At 28.5% G+C, this 24959-nt stretch carries 26 protein-coding genes and 1 other RNA gene; 23 read left to right on the forward strand and 4 right to left on the reverse strand.

The genetic code is table 4. The features are described from left to right. Positions 1 to 26: 26 nt before the first annotated feature. Complete coding sequence (locus tag ACI2WZ_RS01520) at positions 27 to 203, reverse strand: ferredoxin (RefSeq protein ID WP_023789080.1); 177 nt, start codon at positions 201 to 203, stop codon at positions 27 to 29. A 97-nt stretch (positions 204 to 300) separates the two neighbouring features. Here ACI2WZ_RS01520 and ACI2WZ_RS01525 point away from each other — a divergent pair, with 97 nt between their 5' ends. The 6 genes from ACI2WZ_RS01525 to ACI2WZ_RS01550 all read left to right on the forward strand — a co-directional run bounded on the left by ACI2WZ_RS01525 (position 301) and on the right by ACI2WZ_RS01550 (position 4907). After that, a complete protein-coding gene (locus ACI2WZ_RS01525) occupies positions 301 to 975 on the forward strand; it encodes a hypothetical protein (protein WP_144083783.1) in 675 nt (224 codons plus the stop codon). Positions 976 to 987: 12 nt separating this feature from the next. Further along, entirely contained in the window at positions 988 to 1665 is a 678-nt protein-coding gene (gene cmk, locus ACI2WZ_RS01530) for a (d)CMP kinase (protein WP_500245030.1), read from the forward strand. A gap of 2 nt (positions 1666 to 1667) precedes the next feature. After that, on the forward strand, positions 1668 to 2981 hold the full coding sequence (gene der / locus ACI2WZ_RS01535; protein WP_500222781.1) for a ribosome biogenesis GTPase Der: 1314 nt from the start codon (positions 1668 to 1670) through the stop codon (positions 2979 to 2981). Between the two features lie 2 nt (positions 2982 to 2983). Continuing rightward, positions 2984 to 3988 carry an NAD(P)H-dependent glycerol-3-phosphate dehydrogenase gene (locus ACI2WZ_RS01540; RefSeq protein WP_500245031.1) on the forward strand — a complete coding sequence of 335 codons (1005 nt, stop codon included), beginning with the start codon at positions 2984 to 2986 and terminating at the stop codon, positions 3986 to 3988. Positions 3989 to 4012: 24 nt separating this feature from the next. Beyond that, positions 4013 to 4288: an HU family DNA-binding protein gene (locus ACI2WZ_RS01545; protein ID WP_023789085.1), complete on the forward strand. Its 276-nt coding sequence runs from the start codon at positions 4013 to 4015 to the stop codon at positions 4286 to 4288. Between the two features lie 67 nt (positions 4289 to 4355). Continuing rightward, complete coding sequence (locus ACI2WZ_RS01550; RefSeq protein WP_023789086.1) at positions 4356 to 4907, forward strand: DnaD family protein; 552 nt, start codon at positions 4356 to 4358, stop codon at positions 4905 to 4907. Here the strand turns inward: ACI2WZ_RS01550 and ACI2WZ_RS01555 are convergent. Beyond that, complete coding sequence (locus ACI2WZ_RS01555; RefSeq protein WP_023789087.1) at positions 4882 to 5370, reverse strand: Holliday junction resolvase RecU; 489 nt, start codon at positions 5368 to 5370, stop codon at positions 4882 to 4884. The genes ACI2WZ_RS01550 and ACI2WZ_RS01555 overlap by 26 nt on opposite strands. Positions 5371 to 5454: 84 nt before the next feature. Continuing rightward, positions 5455 to 5781 (reverse strand): hypothetical protein, encoded by a 327-nt coding sequence (locus tag ACI2WZ_RS01560; protein WP_023789088.1) that lies wholly within the window; start codon positions 5779 to 5781, stop codon positions 5455 to 5457. A 115-nt stretch (positions 5782 to 5896) separates the two neighbouring features. Here ACI2WZ_RS01560 and ACI2WZ_RS01565 point away from each other — a divergent pair, with 115 nt between their 5' ends. The 9 genes from ACI2WZ_RS01565 to ACI2WZ_RS01605 all read left to right on the forward strand — a co-directional run bounded on the left by ACI2WZ_RS01565 (position 5897) and on the right by ACI2WZ_RS01605 (position 15562). Beyond that, entirely contained in the window at positions 5897 to 6229 is a 333-nt protein-coding gene (locus ACI2WZ_RS01565; protein WP_500222788.1) for a DivIVA domain-containing protein, read from the forward strand. A gap of 22 nt (positions 6230 to 6251) precedes the next feature. Next, an RNA gene (rnpB, locus tag ACI2WZ_RS01570) (RNase P RNA component class B) lies at positions 6252 to 6597 on the forward strand. Positions 6598 to 6633: 36 nt separating this feature from the next. Next, the gene (locus ACI2WZ_RS01575; RefSeq protein WP_500245032.1) at positions 6634 to 7056 is read left to right on the forward strand and encodes a CinA family protein; all 423 of its coding nucleotides are present in this window, start codon (positions 6634 to 6636) and stop codon (positions 7054 to 7056) included. 134 nt (positions 7057 to 7190) lie between these two features. Continuing rightward, a complete protein-coding gene (gene recA / locus ACI2WZ_RS01580; RefSeq protein WP_500223110.1) occupies positions 7191 to 8180 on the forward strand; it encodes a recombinase RecA in 990 nt (329 codons plus the stop codon). Between the two features lie 1256 nt (positions 8181 to 9436). Beyond that, positions 9437 to 10213, forward strand: a complete 777-nt coding sequence (locus tag ACI2WZ_RS01585; protein ID WP_500245033.1) for a hypothetical protein — start codon at positions 9437 to 9439, stop codon at positions 10211 to 10213. Between the two features lie 217 nt (positions 10214 to 10430). Continuing rightward, a complete protein-coding gene (gene rny, locus ACI2WZ_RS01590) occupies positions 10431 to 11960 on the forward strand; it encodes a ribonuclease Y (protein WP_500245034.1) in 1530 nt (509 codons plus the stop codon). A gap of 100 nt (positions 11961 to 12060) precedes the next feature. Continuing rightward, positions 12061 to 13410, forward strand: a complete 1350-nt coding sequence (gene ffh, locus ACI2WZ_RS01595) for a signal recognition particle protein (RefSeq protein WP_023789096.1) — start codon at positions 12061 to 12063, stop codon at positions 13408 to 13410. Between the two features lie 32 nt (positions 13411 to 13442). Next, positions 13443 to 14162 carry an SDR family oxidoreductase gene (locus ACI2WZ_RS01600; RefSeq protein ID WP_500245035.1) on the forward strand — a complete coding sequence of 240 codons (720 nt, stop codon included), beginning with the start codon at positions 13443 to 13445 and terminating at the stop codon, positions 14160 to 14162. A 128-nt stretch (positions 14163 to 14290) separates the two neighbouring features. Beyond that, positions 14291 to 15562, forward strand: a complete 1272-nt coding sequence (locus ACI2WZ_RS01605; RefSeq protein ID WP_500245036.1) for a lipoprotein — start codon at positions 14291 to 14293, stop codon at positions 15560 to 15562. 111 nt (positions 15563 to 15673) lie between these two features. On the opposite strand, the gene ACI2WZ_RS01610 is transcribed toward ACI2WZ_RS01605, so the two are convergent. Then, positions 15674 to 16582: a hypothetical protein gene (locus ACI2WZ_RS01610; RefSeq protein ID WP_500245037.1), complete on the reverse strand. Its 909-nt coding sequence runs from the start codon at positions 16580 to 16582 to the stop codon at positions 15674 to 15676. Between the two features lie 114 nt (positions 16583 to 16696). Between ACI2WZ_RS01610 and ACI2WZ_RS01615 the strand changes: the two genes are divergently transcribed. From ACI2WZ_RS01615 to ACI2WZ_RS01650, 8 genes are all read left to right on the forward strand, one after another. Continuing rightward, positions 16697 to 17164, forward strand: a complete 468-nt coding sequence (locus ACI2WZ_RS01615) for a 23S rRNA (pseudouridine(1915)-N(3))-methyltransferase RlmH (RefSeq protein ID WP_500245038.1) — start codon at positions 16697 to 16699, stop codon at positions 17162 to 17164. Positions 17165 to 17249: 85 nt separating this feature from the next. Further along, on the forward strand, positions 17250 to 18206 hold the full coding sequence (ylqF, locus tag ACI2WZ_RS01620; RefSeq protein ID WP_500245039.1) for a ribosome biogenesis GTPase YlqF: 957 nt from the start codon (positions 17250 to 17252) through the stop codon (positions 18204 to 18206). Next, on the forward strand, positions 18200 to 18841 hold the full coding sequence (gene rnhB / locus ACI2WZ_RS01625; protein WP_023789102.1) for a ribonuclease HII: 642 nt from the start codon (positions 18200 to 18202) through the stop codon (positions 18839 to 18841). Before ylqF ends, rnhB begins: the two co-directional genes overlap by 7 nt. Beyond that, on the forward strand, positions 18822 to 20501 hold the full coding sequence (locus tag ACI2WZ_RS01630) for a phospho-sugar mutase (RefSeq protein ID WP_500245040.1): 1680 nt from the start codon (positions 18822 to 18824) through the stop codon (positions 20499 to 20501). The genes rnhB and ACI2WZ_RS01630 overlap by 20 nt, the downstream gene beginning before the upstream one ends. 85 nt (positions 20502 to 20586) lie before the next feature. Next, positions 20587 to 21918, forward strand: a complete 1332-nt coding sequence (locus ACI2WZ_RS01635) for a CoA-disulfide reductase (RefSeq protein ID WP_500245041.1) — start codon at positions 20587 to 20589, stop codon at positions 21916 to 21918. Between the two features lie 19 nt (positions 21919 to 21937). After that, entirely contained in the window at positions 21938 to 23653 is a 1716-nt protein-coding gene (locus ACI2WZ_RS01640; RefSeq protein WP_500245042.1) for a dicarboxylate/amino acid:cation symporter, read from the forward strand. A gap of 142 nt (positions 23654 to 23795) precedes the next feature. After that, complete coding sequence (locus ACI2WZ_RS01645; protein ID WP_500245043.1) at positions 23796 to 24101, forward strand: single-stranded DNA-binding protein; 306 nt, start codon at positions 23796 to 23798, stop codon at positions 24099 to 24101. Beyond that, positions 24102 to 24854, forward strand: coding sequence for a DNA-processing protein DprA (locus ACI2WZ_RS01650; protein WP_500245044.1), 753 nt, complete (start codon positions 24102 to 24104; stop codon positions 24852 to 24854). Positions 24855 to 24959 lie beyond the last annotated feature (105 nt).

The following is a 24959-nucleotide window of genomic DNA, read 5'->3' on the forward strand; positions in this document are numbered from 1 at the left end:
AAATCTAGACATTGTCTAGATTTTTTTTATCCAATTTTTACAGCACCAGTAGGACAGACCATTTGGGCCTCTACCAGTTCAAGATCATTATCTTTTGCTTCGGCTAAACCATCTTCATCCATAAAGAGAGTTTCTGTTTCATCAATTTCAACACAAGCCATACAACCAATACATAAAGGTTTGTCAATTCAAGTTTTTTTCATAAAAATTTCTCCTTAACCTAACATTATCATAACAAAATTTTAAAAAGTGGCATAATTAATTTATAATATATATGTTGATTAGAGGTGAAGTATGGATATGATTTCAAGAATGGAAAGAAATAAACAAATTCATGACCAAGTTAATAAAGAAATAGCATATAACATACAAATTCATAATGAAAAATCAATAATAAGTGCAACTTTTGAAAAGTTAAAACAAATAGATGTAAATTATTTTAAAGAAAAGTTGGATATATTTGATAAAAAACATCAAATCGAAAAACCGTATTTAGATAAAGATAGGTCCACTAGTTTAATATCTGAGGACTTAAAATACGAGATTAGAAAAGATATGCACGACCTTAAACAAATAAAATCTAAAGAAACACCCGCTAATAATATGCCAAATAGTGATATAGAGGAACAAATTGAACTTAGAAATGAGAAGTTTATTCGTTATTTCAACAGTTTGAAAAAAAATGAAGAAATTTTTACTATAAATATTGATAAGTTGAAACAAAAGCAACAATTAAATAAAAGGGTGGAACAAGAGATATCTATGGCTACTGTGCAAAAAGTTAGAAGTCAAGACACAAGAAGTACTATGCAAATGTTATCAGAAGTGAGTGATAAAACAGAAAAAGCTCAAGCACTACTGATGAAAGATTGAAAAATGTATGAGAAAAAATATAGATTTAAAGGTGTTTTGATATTCATAATAATGGCAATAATAATAATGATAGTTTCTATTATCACACCATATTTTTTATAAGGAGTTCTTATTATGCAAACTAATTTTAATATAGCAGTTGATGGAACTGCTGGTAGTGGTAAAAGTTCAGTTATGTCATTAGTGGCTGAAAAAATAGGATTTAAATTTATAGATACTGGTCTAATGTACCGTGCATTTACAAAATGATGCTTACAAAACAATGTTAATTTTTCTAAAAAAGATCAAATTATTGAATTATTGAAAAAACTTAATTCAGTAGATATAGATGGTTCATTTATAAAAATTAATGACAATGATTATTCGCAATATATAAATGATTATGATGTTGTTGAAAATATCAAATATATTGCAACTATAAGTGAAGTTCGTGAGAAAATGGTGTTTTTACAAAAACAAATGGTAGAAAATGGAAGGAATATAATGGTTGGACGTGATATCACGACTGTAGTTCTACCAAAGGCTGACTTAAAGATTTACTTTGATTGCTCGCCTGAGGCTCGTGCCCAAAGAAGAATGGAACAAAATAAAAAAAATAATTTATCAGGTGTGGATTACAATATACTCCTTAACCAAATTAAAGCAAGAGATGAATCTGATATGAATAGAGAAGTTGGAGCGCTAAAAATTGCAAAGGATGCATGAGTAATTGATACTAGTGATTTAGCCTTTAATGAAGTTGTCGATAAAGTCTTAAAACACATTCATTCGATAAATCAAGAAAGAGGTTAAGCATGTCAAGAAAAGGTGTTGTAGCAATTGTTGGTAGACCAAATGTAGGTAAATCTACATTATTTAATCGTATTATCAAAGAAAAAAAAGCCATAGTAGAAGATAAACCAGGTGTTACAAGGGATAGAATGTATGGAAATGCAGAGTGATTGACCTTGCCTTTTATAATTGTTGATACTGGTGGTATCACCCTTCAAGATACAGCATTCGCAAAAGAAATCAAAATGCAAGCTGAAATCGCCATCAAAGAAGCTGACGTAATAGTTTTTGTAATTAATTTTAGAGAAGGTATAACACTAGAAGATGAAGTGGTTGCAAAAATATTATATAAAACTAAAAAACCAGTAATTTTAGCAGTTAATAAGTACGATAAAAAACAAACATATGATGAGTCATATTCTTTTATGACTCTTGGTTTTGGAGAACCTTGTCTCATATCTTCAACACATGGTATTGGGGTTGGTGATTTATTAGACTCAATAACAGCAAAAATGCCGAAGTTTGCTATGAATGAGAACTCAGATGATATAAAAATCTCTATCGTTGGTAAACCAAATGTGGGTAAATCAAGCCTAGTAAACTCTATTGTTGGTGAGGAAAGAATGATTGTATCTGAAGTTGCTGGAACCACTATTGATAGTGTTGACACCAAAATAAAAGTAGAAGGTAAAAACTATACTATTATTGACACAGCAGGAATGAGAAAAAAAGGAAAAATATACGAAAATTTAGAAAAATATAGTTATTTAAGGTCCTTAACAAGCATCAATAAAGCAGACGTTGTTATATTAATGTTGGATGCTAGTCAACCTGTAACAGATCACGATACAAATATTGGTGGTTTTGCTTACGAAGAAAATAAACCAATAATCATTATCGGAAACAAATGAGATTTAGTTAAAAATAAGGAATCTAATACGATGAAAAAGAAAGAAGAGGAGATTAAAGCCTACTTCAAGTATTTGAATTATGCTAAAGTCATTTTTATATCAGCCAAAGAAAATAAAAGAGTTCATAAAATATTTGAAATAGTTGAATTAGTGAGAGATAATATCAAGAAGAGAATTAGAACAAGTTTATTAAACGAAATTTTCAACAAAGCTCAACTAATAAATCCAGCACCAAATCATAATGGTGGTCGTTTGAAAATTTATTATGCTTCACAAGTGGAGGCCTATTTACCAACATTTGTGTTGTTCGTCAATAATCCTTCTTTTGTTCATTTTTCTTATAAACGTTTTCTAGAAAATCAAATAAGATCACAATTTGATTTTTCAGGAGTACCAATCAACATAATTTTTAGGGAGAGAAAATAAGAATGAAAAATATGAAAATAGCAATAGTTGGCACCGGTGCTTATGGAACTGTCCTTGCTAATGTTTTATCGGATAATGGACACTCAGTTATTATGTTTGGAATTGATAATACCGAAATTAACGATATCAATGAAAAACACTTGAACTCAAAGTTCTTTGGAGACCTTATAATTAATGATAATATTATCGCTACCAACGATTTTGCACAAGCTATGGAAAAGGCTGAAATAGTAATTTTATCAACACCAACATTTGCCTTAGATAATGCCTTAGATAATGTTCTTAAGTATGGAAAAAGAGAAATGCACATCATAAATGTATCAAAAGGGTTAGACAGCGAAAACTTAGATGTACTTAGTAAAAAAATAAAAACCAAGTTATCAAACAAAGGTGTAATGAAGTCATATGGTGCAATTTATGGCCCATCAGTTGCAATTGAAGTGATAATGCGAAAACCCACTTGCGTTATGAGTTGTAATGAAGATAAAGAAGTGGCGCAATTAATGGCGGATATTTTCTCAAATGAATACTTCTTTGTTAAAACTTCAACAGATATTATAGGTTGTGAAATAGCAGCTGCCTTGAAAAATACTGTAGCCATCGCAAATGGAATTTTAACTGGTTTTGCCGGATCTGATAACTCAAAAGCATCACTTATTACAATAGGCAATTCCGAAATATACAATATTGCTAAACATTTTGGAGCTAAAATAGAAACTTTTATGAATTTTGCCACATTAGGAGATTTAATATTAACCGCAACTTCTCCTAAATCAAGAAACTTTTCATTAGGTTTACAAATTGCAGAAAAAGACAATGCTAAAAATGTATTAAAAACTCACAAAAATACGGTGGAGGGTGTGGCCGCTTGTGAATTAGCTTATAAAATCATCAAAAAGCACAAAATTTCCTCACCTTTTTTTGAAATAATGTATAAAATACTATATAATAATGGCAAGCCTAGTGTATTAATACACGATTTTTTCAAATACGCTAAGGTAGTATAGGTATAGATAGAAGGGGTAATAACCATGACTAAAAAAGAATTATCAGAAAAACTATCAGCAAATTTTAACTCAACTAAAGCAGAGGCAGAAAAAATGGTAAGTTTCATTTTTGACGAAATTGTTTCATGTTTAGTGAAAAAAGAAGAAGTTTCAATTTCTGGATTTGGAAAGTTTGTTACTACTGAAAGAGCTGCACGTGAAGGTGTTAATCCATCAACAGGATCAAAAATCCAAATTCCTGCAACTACAGTAGCGAAATTTAAAGTTTCAAAACAACTTAAAGAAGCTGTGGCTAAATAATTTATTTAATCACTAATAAAAAAAGTTGCATAAGCAACTTTTATTTTTTTTGAAAGGTGGAATCCCTGTGTTTGATTTTTTTAGAAAAGGATTAATCAATAAAAAAACTTTACTAATTCTCAATTACTCAAAACTATCTATAACTGAAAACCAACTTGCAATAATATTAATAATTATGGAATTATCTAACGAAGAACAAAAAAACTTTACTCCATCTCAATTGTCTAAATATATGTCTATTGAAAAATCTATTATTGAAAAAGAAATTAACAACTTATTGGTAAATAATTTAATAAAATTAGAACAAAAAGGTAAGAAAACTTCTTTAGACTTCACTCCATTGTTTAATAAAATAATAGTTAAACTTGAAGAAGAAAATTCAAATTTAACCAATGACACTAATTATTTGTTTATTGAAGAATTAATTGGTAGAAAACTAGAAGCAAAAGAAATTGAACTTATAATTTCGTATATCGAAAAAGGAATCTCAAAACCAAAGTTACTATCAATAATAATCAACAATAATATAACAACTTTTGAAGATTTATTAAAAACAATTAATGATTATATTAAAAAAAATAATTTAAAGTTGACTAGATACAATTGATTAAATGATTAATAAAATCAATCAAACCTAGTGAACGACCATCAAAAAAAATCTCGAAACCATTTCTTTCAAATCAGTCAAAACTGATTTTTTTTGTGTTGAAATTTAGCAAACTACTTCATGATAATCCATAATACTTATCATACTTATGGAAATAAACAACTATAAATGAAACCCCTGAGTTTTTAGAAACAATCTCTAACTTTTCAAATTGACTTTTTTTTATGTTAGATAAATTAAAATAGTCTAACTCGGTTTCTTTCGCCTCAAATTCTATATAGGCTCCTTTATATATACCTATATAATCACAAAAAACGTTTTTGGTAAGCTTTGACTTTAGGATATTGTTATCAACAGAAATTAACGTAGAATTCAAAGGTATTTTATAAAAGTAGGCTAAACTATCATTAGAATATTTTTCAAGTGTATAGTTTATGACACTTTCTAAGTAAAGTCCTTTATTTTTTAGTATCAAATTATCACCTCATAATTAATATCGCCGATTTCTTTTATCAAATTACATTATTTATAAAAAAAATGAGTTATTTAAGAACTCATTTTAATCTTTTGCTACTGCTACTAATCCAATTATCCCACCAATACAACAAACGATACCTGGTGATAAATATAAAAGGTTTTTAAAGTTTGTAAATAATAATATGATATAAACAACACCAAATAATAAGACAAGTGTGAACCACAACAATGATAATTTTCGATTAGTTTTTATTATCAAAATAACAATCAAAAAGATTGAAAATATGATTACAAAAATATCTTCTGCTAAACTTCATCGTTTTGAATGATCATTTATTAATGTGACAATTGCTGAAATAAAAAATATTATTGATCCTATTATTGATATTAATCTTGCACTATTTTTCATATAGAAACCTCCATAAAGATTACAGCAATGTTGATTGCTATTATTGTGAATTAATAAATAGATTGAAAACTAAATTTCGTTATATAATATTTCAAAGTGAAGAAAAGGGGTAATTATGGCTAACATTATAAAATTGACAAGGACAGATATTTTACAAAAAGATTTTGAAGTTGAATATAAGGGTTATAAAGTAGAAGAAGTTGATGCATTCTTGGATATAATAGCAGAAGATTATAAGTTATTTGCTGATAGGGAACAAAAACAAGAAAAGAAAATTAAAGACCTTACTGATAAAATTGCTAGACTAAAGTCAGAACTTAGTTCAACAATGGCACATTTAAAATTAAATGAACAACAAAAAGAGGAACTTGCAAGACAAGGGTTGGGAAGTAGTGCATTAATTGAAAGAATTTCTAATTTAGAAAAAGGGAAGTTTAATAAAGAATAGTGTAAAATATATGGTGAGATTGGTTTGAAATCAACTGCTATATTTGAAAAAGAATATAGAGGAAACTCCACGCTTGCACATCCTGAGATGGATGTAGTGTTTGTGCTAGGGGAAAAAATAACCCTAGGCATCTTTTATGATGACGACAAGACTAACCTAAGTGATTTTTCATATGGTGATGTCTTTAAAGTGCCACAGAGACGAGTAACTAGAAATAGTGAAATGGAACGGGTAAACTCCACAAGCAAGAAACTCAAATTTTGGTAGAGGAGCTAGTTTTTCGGGAATTGAACTGAAAAATTGGATCGCTGATTTAGCGATAGATAGATAGTTGATGCACAATTGTGTACAGAACGTGGGTTATGACAGATTAGTCTCATTATATTTTTTAAGGATTTGTGGAAATGAAAAAATTATTTAATTTTTTAAAAGCAAATAATTATACAATTTCTTCTTGTGAATCATTCACAGGCGGATTATTTGGTAGTGATTTATCAAATATTCCAGGAGCAAGCACGGTATATAAAGGTGGTTTTATATGCTATAGTGATGAATTTAAAATTAATCAGCTTGGGATTGAACCAGAAATAATTAAAAAATATTCTTCAGTATCAATAGAAGCATTGAAAGAAATGCTACACAAAACCAAAAATATTTTAAACACAGATGTGGTTGTTGGTTTTACAGGTTATGCTACTCCAATTGATTTACATAATCAAAGAAGTGGTTTATCATATGTTGGATTCCTGCTTAAGGACGAAGTATTTCTCTTCGAATTGAATATTTACAAAAATATTTCAAGGAAAAAATATAAAAAAAAGCTTTAAATTTATTATTAACTAAAATTAAAAATAAATTAGGGATTACGTAAAAAAATATGTTCTTCTCTCGATATATGTATTGGGAGGAAGATATGATAAAAGAAATTTTTGAGAAAACAAAAAACGAGGCTATTTTAAATATGGAAAATAATATATATGATGATCCTGAATTTAAAGCTGTATTAAAAGATATTGAAAAAACTTTTGGTAAAGGTTCGATAATGAGATTGGGAGACAAAGCAAACTCTCTAATTGAAGCAACTCCAACTGGAAGTTTCTTATTAGATAAAGCTATTGGAATTGGTGGTTATCCAAAAGGAAGAGTTGTTGAAATTTATGGACCTGAATCAAGTGGTAAAACGACTTTATCTTTGCATGCCATTGCTGAGGCGCAAAAACTAGGTGGAAGAGCAGCTTTTATTGATGCAGAACATGCTCTTGATCCAAGATATGCTAAGAATCTTGGAGTGGATATCAATAATCTTATAGTTGCACAACCAGACTCTGGTGAGCAAGCACTCGATATTTTAGAAATGTTGGTGAAGTCTAACACAATAAACATTGTTGTTGTTGACTCTGTTGCTGCTTTAGTGCCAAAAATTGAATTAGATGGTGAAATGTCCGACCAACAAATCGGTCTACAAGCACGTTTGATGTCAAAAGCCTTAAGAAAACTAAACGGGATTATTTCAAGAACTAATACAACCGTTCTTTTTATTAATCAATTAAGAGAAAAAGTTGGTGTTATTTTTGGAAATCCTGAAGTTACACCTGGTGGTAGAGCACTTAGATTTTATTCTTCAGTAAGATTAGAAGTTCGAAAAGGGGAAACTATTATGAATAATGGTGAACCAAGCGCTAACAAAGTTAAAATAAAAGTGGTAAAAAATAAAGTTTCACCACCATTTAAAACTTGTCAAATAACAATCAACTACAACAGAGGTATCGATAGAGAATTAGAAGTTATTGAGCTTGCAACTGTTTATAATGTTTTGACAAAAGCTGGTGTTTGATATTCTTACAACGAAGAGAAAATAGGGCAAGGAAAAGAATCTGTTCGAGATTGATTGATTAAAAATCCTGATAAGTTACTAGAAATTCAAAATAAGATCAACGAAGTTATGAAATAATAAATCAATGTAAAGAATACCAATTGATTTTGAAATTTGTTGATTCAAAGAAACTTATTGTTATTAAAAAATAAATTCATTTCACACTTTTGGAGTGTGATTTTTTTTTTTTTTTTTAGAAATTTGTAAATAGAATTTAAAATATATCTTTATCATTCTCAAATCCTAGTTTAAAAAATCTTTTGTTTATATATTTTGAGTTTCTTATGTTGATCAACTTACTAAAGGATATCTTCAATAAATCGCTGTCTATAAATCTTCAACATTTTCTTATATTTTTAATTCTTCATATTTACAAAATAACTTTTTTTACTTTTATAATTCTACATGAATTTTACATATTGAAGAATATTAATTTTTTAGGTAAATATTAACAAGTACATCTAAATGTTATAAAAACTATAACAGAACAATTAATTTTTAAATTTAGTAATTAAATACTATCTTTTCTACTATTTTTTTTTATTCAAATATTATGAATTCATAATTACTCTGCAATAGTAATTAAATATAGAGTAATTTCTAATCGATAGGAGGAAATAATAAAGTTGTCAACTGTATTAACTTGATTATTTTTTATAAGATTTATAATTATAAATTAACAAAGTTGTAAGAGACGTTAATATTGATAATCTTCAAGAGAGAATCTTTTTGATAACTTGAAGCTTAAAATATTTATATATATGTAATACAAAGACTTTACATAATAATAAACAAAAAAAAGTAAGTCTTTAGAAATAATCCTTTGAGTCATGATATTTTACTAAATTTAGATGCGATAAGTTCAACTATAATGAAAATAAATATATGAAAGCTTAAGTCATAAAATAAAAATTGGTTCTGTCAAATTATTAACATAATATCATTCAATCAAGAATAATATCTTAGTTATTAATTTAAATAAGTAAAAAAAATCAAAACTTAAACTATTACTTTTGACTTCACTTTAAATATACTTGAATTATGTCATCTATAAAAAGTTTATTTAACTTTTCTTATTAATTGTTTATATTATGTTTTTGAATAATTTGTTTTATATATTTAGATAAACTAACCAAACTATTAAGGGCATCTTATAAAATTTAATAAGTCTAATCACATTATTATACATTTCAATAAGTAAACTACTTACTATAGTACTACTATACAAAAAAAATTATTCGCTCGGGTGGTGAATACAATATTAAATGTCTTTGTTCTAAGTTAAGTAAGATGACGGAACTAATTTATCAATACAACTATAAAGGAGGAATAATATGATAAAAAAAACACCGAACTACAAAAAATGTTTAGTAGGTTTAATAATCATGCTAGGTGTAGCAGTTCTTGTAAATGTTTTCTTTGGTTACATGGTTAATATCCCCGTTTATCTTGATCATAAATATAAGAATGATAATGTGGATAGGTTCATTTCTTTAATCTCTGCGACTTCCATTAATTTAGTTTTATTAATTGCAACCTTCATATATGGTTTAATTTTAATAATTAATAAAAAAAATAAATCATTAATTCCTTTCTTGATTTTAAATTTTCTAAGTGCTACATTTTGTATTGCAATAGATAACTTTGTAAATGCTGATGTTAATGTTATAAAAACTCTAATAGCAGTTGGGTTACTAATTTTAGGTCTAATAACATTTATTTATTATTACGAAGGTTTTGATTATAATCGAGAACAAAAAAATAAGTTTTACTTTAAAGTTACACAGGTAATAATAATATTGTCGTCTATCCTATGTATCATTAAACAAATAATCAATATATTCATTTTAGATTTAAATGCGAAAAATATCTCTTTTATATCAATTTATATATCATTATCATTGGTTTCGATAATCTTATCTAGCATTTATTTCAAAAACTCTAAAATAGTTCTTTGCATTATTTCGTGAGTATTTACACTTTTCCTAATTTTGGTATCTCCAGTAGTATTTGTGTTAACTATATTAGCTACTACTTTAACAATCTTTGGATTAGTTTTGTTAAAAAACAAATCTAAAAATAATGTTCTTGATACAAATAAAATACAATAAAAAGATTTCATATAAGCATTTTATATTATTTAAACTCTAATGCTTTTACAAGCTTTTGGAATAAAAGAGACCTTCAACTAGGTCTTTTTGTTTATTAGCCTTATGAAATCTCATATAAATAGTTTTTTGCTTTGATATATGCTTTTTCGATATTCAAAGGTATATAATTAAAGTGTTGAATTACAAAACCGCTTTTCATCAGTTAGGAGTAACATAGATGAAATTTACATGAGAAAACGATACATTCATTGTCATAATAACAGTATTTGTTGTGCTATCAGTATTACTTACAACCGCACTAATATATATACTGTTTAGTCGCAAGTACAAGAATGTCTTAAAAAAAGCACAGAGCGACGCAAAAAAGCTAAAAATGACTGCAATGGCAGATACCAAAGTTGAAATTGCTGCAATGAAGGCTAAAGCTGAAGAAGAAATCGATTTGAAAAAAGAGGAGTTAGAATCTCTAGAAAAAGATTATATTAAAAAGAAAAAACTTCTTTTTGAACAACTAGAAGAAGTTGCTGACAAAGAAGAAAAACTTGTTCAATCCCAAATAGAAGTAAAAAAAATGAAAAGCAAGTTATCAACAGAGATTGATCAAGTAGTTTCTATTTTAGAAATAACATCTGAAATGAATGTCGAAGAAGCTAAAGAGAAGTTAATTTTATATACAGAGAAAACCTACATTGAAGATTTAGCAAAGGAACTAAAAATTAAAGAAGAAAAACTTTTAATAAATTCTAAACAAAGAGCGAATGAAATATTGATTGATGCAATGCAAAAATGTTCTGTTCAGGTTGCAACAGAAAAAAACACCACAATTTTCAAAATTGAAGACGATAATTTAAAAGGAAAAATTATAGGTAGGGAAGGTAGAAATGTTAAAACTTTCCAACAATATGGTGGTGTTGACATTGTCATTGATGAGGTTCCTAACAGAATTCTCATATCTTCTTTCAATCCAATAAGAAGAGAAATCGCCTACAAAGCATTAGAGGCATTAATGAAATCAGGAAAAATTCAACCCGTAGCTATTGAGGAACAGTTGATATTACAAGAACAAAAGTTGGAAGAAACTTTCGAACAAACTGGTTATGAAATCATGGAGCTATTTAAAATCAATAATTTGGATATTGAGGTTATCAAATCCTTAGGTAAGTTGAAGTTTAGATATAGTTATGGTCAAAATGTTTTGCAACATTCAATCGAAGTAGCAACTTTCTCTAAATTAATAGCAGCCGAGCTTGAACTTGATGAAGATACAGCATTATTGGCAGGCTTATTACATGATATTGGAAAAGCAATAGACTTCGAAAAAGAAGGTTCCCATATCTCATTGGGAGCTCAATTATTGCGCAAAGTAAAAATGGATGAAATAATTGTTAACGCAGTTGAAGCTCATCATGGTGATGTTGAAAAAAAATCATTTTATGCAGAAATTGTAGCAATTGCAGACACTTTAAGTGCCGCTAGAACCGGAGCTCGTAATAATAACTCAGAGGAATATATGCACAGAATGAGAGAGATCGAAGAAACTTGTTTAAGTTTTGAAGGTGTTTCAAAAGCATATGTGTTACAAGCAGGGCGTCAAATAAGGGTAATTGTTAATCCTAATTTAGTAGATGACTATGAACTGAAAAAATTAGTCTACAAAATCAAGGACAAAATATCATCTATTAACAGAACACCAGGAGAGATAGTTATCACTTTGATTAGAGAAATCAGACAATCTCTAAAGGTATAAAACCGTTTAAACGGTTTTTTTATTTTATTATCAAACTAAAAGCCGATTTTAGTCATTTTTTTATATGCTATAATTAATTAGATGATTGGAGTTGATTAAAATGGGATTTGGAGATTTTTTAGCTAATAGAATGAAAAAGTCTATTGAAAAAAATTTAAAAAAGACAACTTTAAATGAAGATAATATAAAAGAAGTCTTGAGAGAGATTAGATTATCTCTTCTTGAAGCGGACGTAAACGTTGATGTAGTCAAAAAATTCATAAAAAAAATAGAAGATAAAAGTCAAGGAGAATTCATTCAAGATGGTTTAAGAGCCGATCAACAAATGATAAAAATAGTTCATGAAGAACTTGTTGAAATTTTGGGTAAGGTGAATACTCCACTTGAAATCAATAAAAAACCCTCAATAATCATGATGGCTGGTTTACAAGGGGCAGGTAAAACAACAACTGTAGGTAAATTGAGTAATTTAATATCAAAGAAATATAAAAAGAAGGTATTAATGGTAGGTCTAGATATTTACCGTCCAGGTGCTATTGATCAATTGGTTGAATTGGGTAATAAAAATAATCTAGACACCTTTGAAAAAGGAAAACAAAGTCCAGTAAAAACAGCTAAAGAAGCAGTTGATTTCGCTCAAAAAAATAACTATGATGTTATTATTTTGGATACTGCTGGACGACTACAAATTGATAAAACATTAATGAAAGAATTAAATGATATTAGAAAAGCTGTTTCACCACAAGAAATTATTTTAACAGTCGATGGGATGACGGGTCAAGATATTATAAATGTTAGTCAGGAATTTAACAAAACTCTTAAACTTAGTGGTGTAATTGTAACCAAGCTAGATGGTGATGCGCGTGGGGGTGCTACATTATCTATTACGGATATAACTAAGTTACCAATTAAATTTATCGGTGAGGGTGAGGGTATAAATGCGTTAGCAGAGTTCCATCCAAAACGTATGGCCGACCGAATTCTAGGATTGGGTGATGTTGATACTTTATTCGAAAAAGCAGCGGCTGTTGTAGACCAAAGAACTATGGAAAAAACAATGAAGCGTATGTTTGCTGGTCAATTTGATTTAGAAGATTTGAGAAACCAATTAGCTCAACTTGCTAAAATGGGTAACATTAGTGGCTTAATGAAAATGATGCCAGGGATGAATGGGAAGATCAATGAAACACAAATTGAACAAGCGCAAAAACGATTATTTGTTGCTAATGTTTTAATGGACTCAATGACAGTAAAAGAGAGACGTGACCCTAGAATTTTAAAAGCAATCACAAGAAAGCAAAGAATTTTAAAAGGTTCAGGAAGAACAGAAAAAGAGTACAATGACTTACTTAATCAATTTGACAAAGGAAAAAAACAAGTTCTTGAGATGGCGAAACAAATGAAGTCTGGAAAAATGCCAAACTTGGGTGGCCTAGGTAGAATGAGATAATATTTGAATAATTAAATATTTAGAGGTTTTAAATGAAAAAATTAGTAGTAATAACTGGAGCATCCTCTGGTATAGGTAAAGAATTAGCGTTATGTTTTTCAAAAAAAGGTTATCCTTTATTGTTATTGGCTAGAAGATTGGAACCACTGACAGAGTTGAATTTACCTAATACTATTTGTAAAAGTGTTGATGTTCAAGATTTAAAGGCGTTTGAAAGTGCTGTTCGATTTGCAGAAAATACTTATGGTAAAACAGATCTTTTGATTAACAATGCAGGAATTATGCCTTTAGGAAAAATATTTGACATGAATATTGAACAACAATATCAAATGGTAGATATTAATGTAAAAGGTGTTTTAAATGGAATGCATATTGTGATTAATGATATGAAAGAAAGATTAACAGGTACTATCATAAATATTAGTAGTGTAGCTGGTAGATGAACCTCCGAAAACAGGGCAATTTATAATGGTACAAAGTTTGCAGTTCATGCTATTAGTGAACAAGCAAGAAAAGAGCTAGCACCATATAATGTAAGAGTCACAACAATAGCACCAGCTCTTGTTGATACTAATCTTATTTCAAACACAGTAAATAAAGATTCTATCGAAACATATAATGAATGAAAATCTAAGTTGGACGGTGGATTAAAGACGTCAGTAGTTGCGGATATGATACTTTATACATACGAGTTACCTCAATCTGTTGCTGTTAGAGAATTAGTTATTTCATCAACAAAGCAACCAGTTTAAAACTAAAAATAATTATTACTAACTAAAAAAACATATTTTCTTATAAACATATGTTTTTTTTTTTTTTTTTGTTAATATCACAAACGGGTTTTAACCTAAACGAATTTACTGGGAGGTAGTTGAAAAATATGAAGAAACTATTAAGTATATTAGGGTCAATAACACTTATAGGAGCAGGTCCAGTTTCATTGGTTGCTTGTTCAAAAGAAAAAGCAACCCTTAAAGATTTATCATCAGTACTAACTAATACCAAATTAGGTGATTTAGCAAATAAAGAGGAAAAAACAATAAAGAATGCAATCAAAGAAAAAAATAAAAATATTATAATTGATGAGTTAGTTTTATCTTCAATAACAGAGAAAAGTGCAAAAGTTTCAGTTAAAAAAGAATCAAAAGTATATAACCAAATTACTGCTGGTTCTGAAATAAACATCGAGTTCTCTGTCAAAGCAACCTTTAAAGATTTATCAACAGACTTAACTGTTACCAAATTAGGTGATTTATCAAATAAAGATGAAAAAACAATCATGAATGCTATCAAAGAAAAAAATGAGAATGTTGTTATTGATCAGTTAATTTTATCTTCAATAACAGATAAAAGTGCAAAAGTTTCAGTAAAAACAGACTCAAAAGTATATAAACAAATCGATGCTGGTTCTGAAATAATCATCGAGTTCTCTGTTAAAGCAATCCTTAAAGATTTATCAACAGACTTAACTGTTACAAAATTAGGTGAGTTGGCAAATAAAGATGAAAAAACAATCATGAATGCTATCAAAGAAAAAAATGAGAATGTTGTTATTGATCAGTTAACTTTATCTTCAATAACAGATAAAAGTGCAAAAGTTTCAGTTAAAAAAGAATCAAAAGTATATAACCAAATCGCTGCTGGTTCTGAAATAAACATCGAGTTCTCTGTCAAAGCAATCCTTAAAGATTTATCAAAAGACTTAACTGTTACCAAATTAGGTGAGTTGGCAAATAAAGATGAAAAAACAATCATGAATGCTATCAAAGAAAAAAATGAGAATGTTGTTGTTGATCAGTTAACTTTATCTTCAATAACAGATAAAAGTGCAAAAGTTTCAGTTAAAAAAGAATCAAAAGTATATAACCAAATCGCTGCTGGTTCTGAAATAAACATCGAGTTCTCTGTCAAAGCAACCCTTAAAGATTTATCAACAGACTTAACTGTTACTGATTTAGGAACTATTAAGAATAAAAATAGAGAAACTATTATAGCTGCTATCAAAAATAAGAATAAAAATGTAGATATTAATGAAATAGAGGTTAATTATATGTTTGATTATAATGCTCAAGTTTCTATAAAGGAAAATTCAAATGTGTATAAAGCAATTAATGGTGGAAAAATTATGGTTACTTATAAAATAGGGAAGTAATAACAACAAAATATTAATATTTTATTCTTTGCTTAAATTTCAAATATAAGCAAAGTTTTTTTATGAAAATAAAAAAAGTTATACTTAAAATGCATAACTTTTAGGAAATATTTACTTTTTAATTGAACCTATTCTTTTCACGTCAGAAGCTTCTTGTTCTTTAATAGCTTGTAGTCTTCGATTTGCTTCCTCAATAGTTCTTCTAGTTCTATCAAGTTCTTTTTTTCGTTTTTCTTCTGCACTTATCTTAGATCAAACTCCAGCTCTCATAGAATCACTCATTAGTAATACTAATAATACTGAAATATTAAATAAATCATCAACAACCTTAGCAATGTGTTTTTTTTGCTTTTCGGTTAAACTATCGGATTTATATTTATCTAATATTGTAACTTGGCTATAAAAATCATCCGCAAATTTATTCCCAAATTTCTGATACATTATAGGTTTACCAACCTCAATAAATAATGCAATATTTTTAAATAAAGCTAACTTTAGTTCAATTTCGTGTTCTGTAGCCGATCTAAATTGGTGAATTATATTGTTAATCCTATCATCTTGATACTCTTCTATTACTTTCTCTGAAATGATTCTTTCTTTTTGACTTACTAATTTAAAAACCACTTTATTATTTTCAATCTCTGTTTCGATAAATTTGTAATTCATTGCATTTACATATTTTTGAATACGTAGTGGTAATATGTACATATCATAAGCAATATACTCTGAGTATCTTCATTTTCTAGAAACTATTTGCAAAACTATGTTATATACCATTTCTAATATTGTTAAATTTAGCGTTCTTTCATTTAACTTAAACTCTAGTTTATTTAATCTCAATAATTGATAAAATTCGTAACCGTAATATTCTAATGAGATCATATTAAAATATGTTTGTATAGTTGAATTGTTCAAAATTGCTGAGTATGAAAATTGAATATCAGGAACTAATGCATCTATTATATTTTCAAATTGAGGTCTTAGATCCAATACAGATTGAAAGTGTTTTCTTTCAGACATATAAATTTCCTCCAAAATCTAATTTAATATATTTTACCATAAACTTGTTTTATTTTAGTCGTTAGTTACGAAATGTTATATGATTAGTGTATATTTAAAATCTTGGAGAAATGTATGATAAATATCAAAATTATTTGTTTTAATAAAATGAGCAAGGAATATCTGGAAATCTACAATTTATATTTAAATAAATTGAAAAAGTTTGTCGATATAAATATAGTGGAGATCACAGAGAGTAGTACAAATGATATTAAAACTAACATGGCAAGAAATGAAGAAGCGATAAAAACTAAGATTAAAAATATCAATGACCCTAATATATTTTTATTGGAAATAGATGCTATTCAACAAACATCCGAGGCATTCGCTAAAACAATTTGTGATATTAAGGACTTCAAGGGTGGCAATGTCACTTTTATAATTGGGCCTAGCGACGGTTTTAGTTATAATTTCAAAACACTGATCAAAAATAAAATAAGTTTCGGTAAACTAACATTACCATATAATTTGGTTAGAGTAGTTCTATTAGAACAAATCTACCGCTCAATTAAAATAATCAGAAAAGAACCGTATCATAAGTAAAACTTATTATAAGTTGTCAATTTAAAAAAGAATTTTAATTATTATTTTTTATCGTTACAATTAAAGATATGTGGAGGTGTTCTCTATGAATGAAAAATCAAGTTTCAATTGATTTCCAGGACATATGAATAAGAGTATAAAAGAAATAGAAGCTAAAATCTCAATTGTTGATTTAGTGATCGAGATTGTTGATGCTAGAGCACCATTTTCAACTCAAAATCCTTTATTTAGAAAGTTACTTAACAATAGACCTAGATTGATTTTAATGTCTAAGGGTGACTTGGCTGATGATGAAGTAACTAAACAATGAAAAGACTATTTTTTTAACTGTGGCAATGTTGTTTATGTAATTAAAGATAAACAACAACCTATTTATAACGATATATTAAAACTTATCGAAAAAATGACAATTGAAAAGCAAAAAAAAGACAAGGCAAGGGGAATAGAAAATCCACAAATAAATGTTTTAGTGGTAGGTATTCCAAACGTTGGTAAATCTACTGTAATTTCTAAACTCTCAAAAGGTAAACGACTTAAAATAGGAAATAAACCGGGTGTAACTCGCGGTATGCAAAGAATTATTATGACTAACAAAATAACGCTTATCGATACACCTGGAATACTACCTTCAAAATTTGAAAATGAAACAATTGCTTGTAACTGTGCAGCAACTAATTCAATAAGAATTGAAGTAGTTCCAAAAGAAAGGTTTGCCACTAAACTTATGCGTTATATTTATAATTCATATCCAAAATTGGTTGAGGATGTGTATAAAATAAATAAAGTTATATCTAGACCAATTAATTACGATGATACATTTAAAATTTTTGAAGAAATTGCTAAAAGAAATAAATTTATCATTTTAGATTCAATAGCTGATGTAGAGAGAGCTATCGAACTATTCGTCCATGATTTATTGAACCTTAATTTAGGAAAAATCTCTTTTGAAAAACCAATTGAGGTAAACTACGAAAGTTTAACTTTGGTTGATGAAGTTGATGTAGATTCAACAATTGAAAGTGATTTAACTGTTGAATGATAAAAAATGAACGATATTTATTTGACCAACAAATAAGGAACAATGAAAATGTGGAATTTATATCAGGAAGTGATGAAGTTGGAAGAGGTGCGATGGCAGGTCCAATTGTTGTAGCGAGTTTAATATTAAAACCTTCTTATAATAATGTTCTAATAAGAGACTCTAAACTATTATCAAGTAAACAAAGAGAAAGTCTTTACAACGAAATTCTAGAAAATTCTATAGACTGCTCTATTAAAGAATATGATGCTAAAATCGTTGATAAATTGAATCCTAAAGCAACAAGTGTTTTAGGAATGCTAGAAAGCATAAAAGATTTAAAAATAAAGCCAGATGTTTGTTTAATTGATGGAGAAGATATACAATTAAGTGGGTATAAAACGTATAAAGTTATTAAGGGTGATAATCTTAGTCAAACAATCGCTGCTGCAAGCATCATTGCAAAAGTGTATAGAGATCGTTTGATGGACGGTTTTGATACAATATATCCTATGTATAATTTTAAAAAACATAAAGGTTACTGCACAAAAGAACACATTCAAAGACTTGAAGAATATGGAATTTTAGATATTCATCGGGTATCTTACAAACCAGTGGCTAATATAAAGGAGAAAAAAAATGAAGTTCGACAAAAATAGTCAATTATATTCACAATGAATAAATGCTAAAAATATGGTTCCTGAGTTAAAAGAACAACTGTTAGCAGCTGATGATTATGAATTAGAAAATGCTTTTAATTTACAATTAGAATTTGGTACTGCTGGAATTAGAGGAATATTGGGGCCAGGACCAGGAAGATTTAATTCATATACTATAAAATTAGTAACAATAAGTTATGCTAAATTATTAATAAAAAAATACCCTGATTCTCTATCAAGAGGGGTTGTAATTGGTCATGATAATAGAAAAAACTCAAAAGAATTTTCTCAATTAGCAGCTGAAATATTAACCAGTTTTGGTATAAGAGCTTATTTATTTAAAAACAATGATATGAAACCAACACCAGTTGTATCGTTCGCCACAAAGGATTTGAATGCTATTGGTGGAATTGTGATAACTGCCAGTCATAATCCAGCAAATTATAACGGCTACAAAATATATGATGAGTTTGGTTGTCAATTAATAGATGAAGAAACAAAAGTGATCGCAGATAAGATGTCAACAATAAAGGATATACTTAATTGAAACTATAAGTGCGATGAATCATTAATGAATATTGTAGATGAAAAAGTAATTGTCAATTACAAAAAAATGATTGAGAATTTACAATTTTACAAAAATGAAGATAGAAACAAATTCAAAGTTATTTACTCAGCTGTTAATGGTACAGGAACTGAGTTTACTCCCCCTTTGTTACGAGAGTTTGGATATGATGTGATCGAAGTTGCAGAACATTCTTTTGAAGACCCAACTTTTAAAAACGTTGGTAACCCCAATCCTGAATTTGAACCAGCTTGAACTATTCCATTAGAATATGGAAAAAAACATAACGATGCATCGATAATGATTATTCAAGATCCAGATGCAGATAGGATTGGTTGTGCAATTAACCATAATGGGGAATGAATAAGAATTGATGGTAATCAAACAGGACCATTATTAATTGAGTGAAAACTGAGCCAACTAAAAAAACATAATAAATTACCAAAAAATCCTGCAATGTATTCAAGTTTTGTTACTAGTGACCTAGGTGATAGAATTGCTAGTGAAACTTATGGAGTAAGTGTAATTAAAACTTTAACTGGCTTCAAGTGAATGGGTTCAGAAATTTTAAAAGAAGAAAAAAGGAACTTAAATTTTGTCTTTGCATACGAAGAAAGTTACGGTTATGTATTGGACTCCTCAACTAGAGATAAAGATGGCATCCAAGCAACTACTATGTTGGTTGAGGCTGCTTGATACTATAAAAAACAAAATAAAACTTTAATTGATGTTCTTTTTGAACTATATGAAAAATACGGATATTTTTACACTTATACAGAAAACTTGAACTTCAAACCAGAAGAAATTAAATCAAAAGTTGAGCCAATTATGGAAAAACTAAGAAGCGAGTATTTTGAAAAACTTGGAGATTTAGAATTAAAATATGCCGAAGATTATATCAATGGTTTATATAATATGCCAGGTCAAAATCTTATGAAATTTTATTTTGAAGATGGCAGTTGATTTGCCATTAGACCTAGCGGTACTGAGCCAAAAATAAAGATTTATTTTGTTACAATTGATAAAACCTTAGAGAATGCTAAGGAAAAATGCAAGAACCTTATTAAAAACTTAAAAATGTTTTTAGAAATATAAAATTCAAAATTTTATATTTTTTTTCGTTTTTTTTACCTATGTAGATATAATAATAATTGTTAGGGAGACCATAGGGGGTATGGATATGAAAGTTATAATTATTGGCGGTAGTGCTACAGGAATGGGAGTCGCTGCAAGATTGAGACGTAATGATCCAAAAATAGATATTACTGTTTATCAAGATAAAAGTTATGTTTCACTTGGAGCATGCGGACTACCTTATTATGTGGCCGACGAGTTTGAAAATGAAAACTTGATGTTGGCAAGAACTATCAATGACTTCGAAAAAATGAACATACAAGTTCATTCAAATAAAAAAGTAAAAAAAATTGACTTCGAAAGCAAAAAAGTAATATTAGAAGATGGCGCAGATTCTTATGATTACTTAACTATCGCTGTTGGCGCAAAACCTATAGTTCCTAACATTGTAGGTATAAACACAAACAATGTATTTACTTTAACAACCTTAGAAGATGGTAAAAACCTTAAAAATGCACTTTTAAATAAAGATAGCATAGAAAAGATCACCATAGTTGGTGGAGGATTTATAGGCCTTGAAATGTGCGAAACATTATCTAAAATAGGTAAAAAAGTAAATCTTATAGAAATGGAAGAAGAATTATCTTCAAAAAGTTTTGATTCTGAGATAACAACATTAATAAAAGACAAACTAATAGAGAAAGAAATTGAAGTTTTTCTAGGTGCACAGGTCACAGAAATATTAAATGAGAATGGAAATGTCTCTGGTGTAGTCTTGAAAAACGGCGAAGTTATACAAACACAAGCAGTTCTTTTATGTGTAGGGTTTAAACCTAACACAGAGTTTCTAAAAGACACCAATCTTAAATTAATTAATAATGGAGCTATATTGGTGAATAAACTGGGAGAAACTAATATAAAAGATGTTTATGCTGGTGGAGATTGTGCCACTTCTAAAAATTTTATAACAGGTGAAGATATTTATTCCCCATTAGCAACCGTAGCTTCCAAATTTTCAAGGGTTATAGCTGATAATATAGTTGGTAAAAATATTAGTTTTGAAGGATCAATTCAAAGTTCTATTATTAGAATTTTTGATCTAGAGGTGGCAAGAACTGGTTTAACAGAAAAATATGCCAAAGAAAAAAATATGGATGTGAAATCAATTTTTATAAAAGATAAAGACTTCACTCATTATGTTAATGGACAAAGCGATCTTTATCTTAAATTAATTATGAATAATAAAGATAAAACTATTATTGGCGCACAAATGTGTGGTAGCAATAAAGCTGTTTTGAGAATTAATGCATTAGCAGCTATGATTTGGAATAAAACCATTATCGATAAACATTTGGAACAAGTTGATTTAGTTTATTCGCCGCCGTTCTCAAAAACAACTGACATAATACATATAGCAATATCTAATATATTAAAATAAAATGAAAGAAAGGGATAATATGTTTTTAGCAGAAAAGACTGATATATTAAAGGATTTTTTAGCAATTAGTAGATGAGAATCGGCTGTTACAATATTAATCTTTATAACGTTACAAATCTCATTATGAATATTCTTGAAAAAAATAAAATTAAAATTTATGTACCGTGTGTTGATAGGACTTGGTATCGGGCTTGTTTATGGTTTAAGTTTACAAGCAATTATTGGATTCCCTGATCAAAATGCATATAAGGATTACGAATATAGTAGTCATAACTTATATTGAGTATATGAACTAAAAGTTTGAGCTGAATTCTTCAGTAAAATATTTATAAACGGGGTAAAACTGTTAACTATACCAATCGTATTTATAGCAATGTTTAAAATTACAGCAAAACCTTCATCTAAAAATGTCGGTATAATTACAATCAAGGGTATAGGACTTCTTCTATTGAATGTAGCCTTTGCTTTTGTTGTAACATTTGCACTTGGAATGTTAACAAATGTCGGTAAAGTAGAAGGGTTATCTGTTTTTGATAATAATACTAATTCTGAAAAAGGAAAAAGCTTAGTTCCTTTGCCATCAATAATTTGAGGATACTTACCAGATAACTTTTTCTCAACAATGGCTGCAAGTTCAATAATTCCAGTTATGGTTGTTGGTGCACTTGCTGGTTTATCTGTAAAAATACTATCTAAAAGAAAAAGTGTTGAGATGGAAGCTGTTAGAAAAGCTATGGACACTGGATGAGATATAATCATATCAATTCTGATGACATTTATGAAATTCATGCCATTAGCAGTTATGTCTATGATTACTGTTTCGATTGTAACTAGACCAATAGGTATGCTTGCTGTAATTGGTAAAGTAATTGGTGTTGGTTATCTAGGGATATTAATCTCTATTGGTTGATTGACATTATTAATTTTCTTATCTGGTATGAAAGTTTCTGGGTGATGAAAAAGTGCTTGAAGACCGCTTATACAAGGTTTTGCAACTCAATCATCAAACGCAACATTACCAGTTACAATTGATACTATTAAAAATGATTTAAAAGTTGGTGAAGTTGCCGCAAATACTATCGGACCAATTTCTACAACAATGGGTCTAATAGCTTGTGCAGGTGTCCAAGCTGGCCTAGCAACAAGTATTTTATGAACAGGTACGGATTCAAGTTCGGTAGTTCATGAAATGGGGTTCATCGGATTTTTCCTAATATCTCTTTTAGTAACTATTATTGCTTCTCTTGGTATTGCTGGAGTCCCTGGTACTGCTACAGTAGTTACAGTTGGTGTAATTGGTGGTATTGGTTTTCCTGGGTTTACTGATTCTGTTTTAGCCTTCATAGCACCGTTAGATGGTTTGTTTGACATGGGAAGAACTGGGGCTAATGTTCTTGGTGCTGTTGCTGTTGCACCAATTGTAGCGAAGTCCGAAGGTCTTATAGAACAAGACTCGCCATTACTCGGATATAAAGGTATACTAAAACAAAATTTGATCTTGTCTAAGAAAAAAACGAAAGAAGCATATATTGAAAACTTGCAAAATATAAAGAAAACTTATGCAACTAAAGTATCAGACAAAGAAATTACAAAAGATCTTAAAAAACAATATAATTTAGAAAAACTAGAGGCATTAAAAGAACTTGAAAACTCTTATAATGTTGATAGAGCAAACTTGAAAGAAGCATTTATCGATCAAATTGCTTCCTACAAAAAAGGTGAAAATTTAGAATAGGTGAACAGATAAACGCTTATTTTAAATATCAGTATTTTAAAAGTCATTTAGATTTGAGTTATTACCAAGTCCAAATGATTTTTTTATTTTCCTGCTATATTTCAAAGCTTACAGACGATATATTCATTGGGAGGAAATTATTATGAATAATGTAAATATAATCGGACAAATAGAGGGGACTCCGCAGCTAGTTTTCAACTCAAAAAATGGAGAGAAAAAGCTGTTTAAATTTATTTTAAGAGTTCCAAGAAATTATAAAAATAAAGATGGAATAATAACAGACGAATTTATAAATGTTAAAGTATGAAGTAATGTTTTGGGTGATGAGTATGAATATTATGATCAGTCTTTTGTTGGAATTGAAGGAAGGATAATATCTTTTGGTTCAACTGATAGCGTTACCTATGGTAATGAAATAGTTGCCAACAAGATTATACATATAGCTTAAATGGAAAATGTATTGCTATACTTTTCACTAAAATATAGGGGAAACTGAGATAAGATTTACAAAGCTTTAGATACAAAAGAACGCATTTCAAAAGAAGAAATAACAAATGTATTACAAAAAATAAATTGTAATTTTATAACCATTCTTAGCCCATTTTATCCAAACTCATTAAAATATATACATAAGCCACCATTTGTACTGTTCTATAAAGGAGATATAAATTTGATAGGTAATTATGCAAAAAATGTTGGTATAGTTGGCGGAAAAGAGATAGATGACTATGGAAAAACAAGAATAGCGACATTATTGCCTGATTTGAAAAAAGAAAATAAATTAATAATTACTAACGAGAATGAGGGTGTAAATGAAGAGGTTCTTGATATATGCAAAGAGAAGTCACTTGAAACTATATTCATTTTAAAATCTGGAATCAAGGATTATTTAGATAAATCATTAGATATAGAACATAAAAACATATTATTCATTTGTGAGTGTTATGAGGTTAGTGAAGATAAAACAGATGATTATATTGAATATTCAAACCGATTATTATGTGGACTTTCGAAGGGTATTGTTTTCGTTCAATTTAAAGAAGCTGATAATTTTAATAATCTTATCAACTGTGCTCTCAATGAAGGGAAAGATATTTTTGCTATACCATCTGTGTCTGGTGAGCTAAATGGAACCAATAAATTGATCAAGATGGGTGGAAAGTTGATAGAAACTGCAAAAGATATAGTAAACGACATTTAAAGTGGTATAATAATTTCGTGGTAGAAATATCACACTTGTAAGGTTTATACCTAATAATTTTTAAATTAACTAATCATTTTATTCCCGACACACAAATGATAGATT

Origin of the sequence: Spiroplasma endosymbiont of Megachile willughbiella, from assembly GCF_964273395.1 — a bacterium.
Lineage (GTDB): Bacteria > Bacillota_I > Bacilli_A > Mycoplasmatales > Mycoplasmataceae > Spiroplasma_A > Spiroplasma_A apis.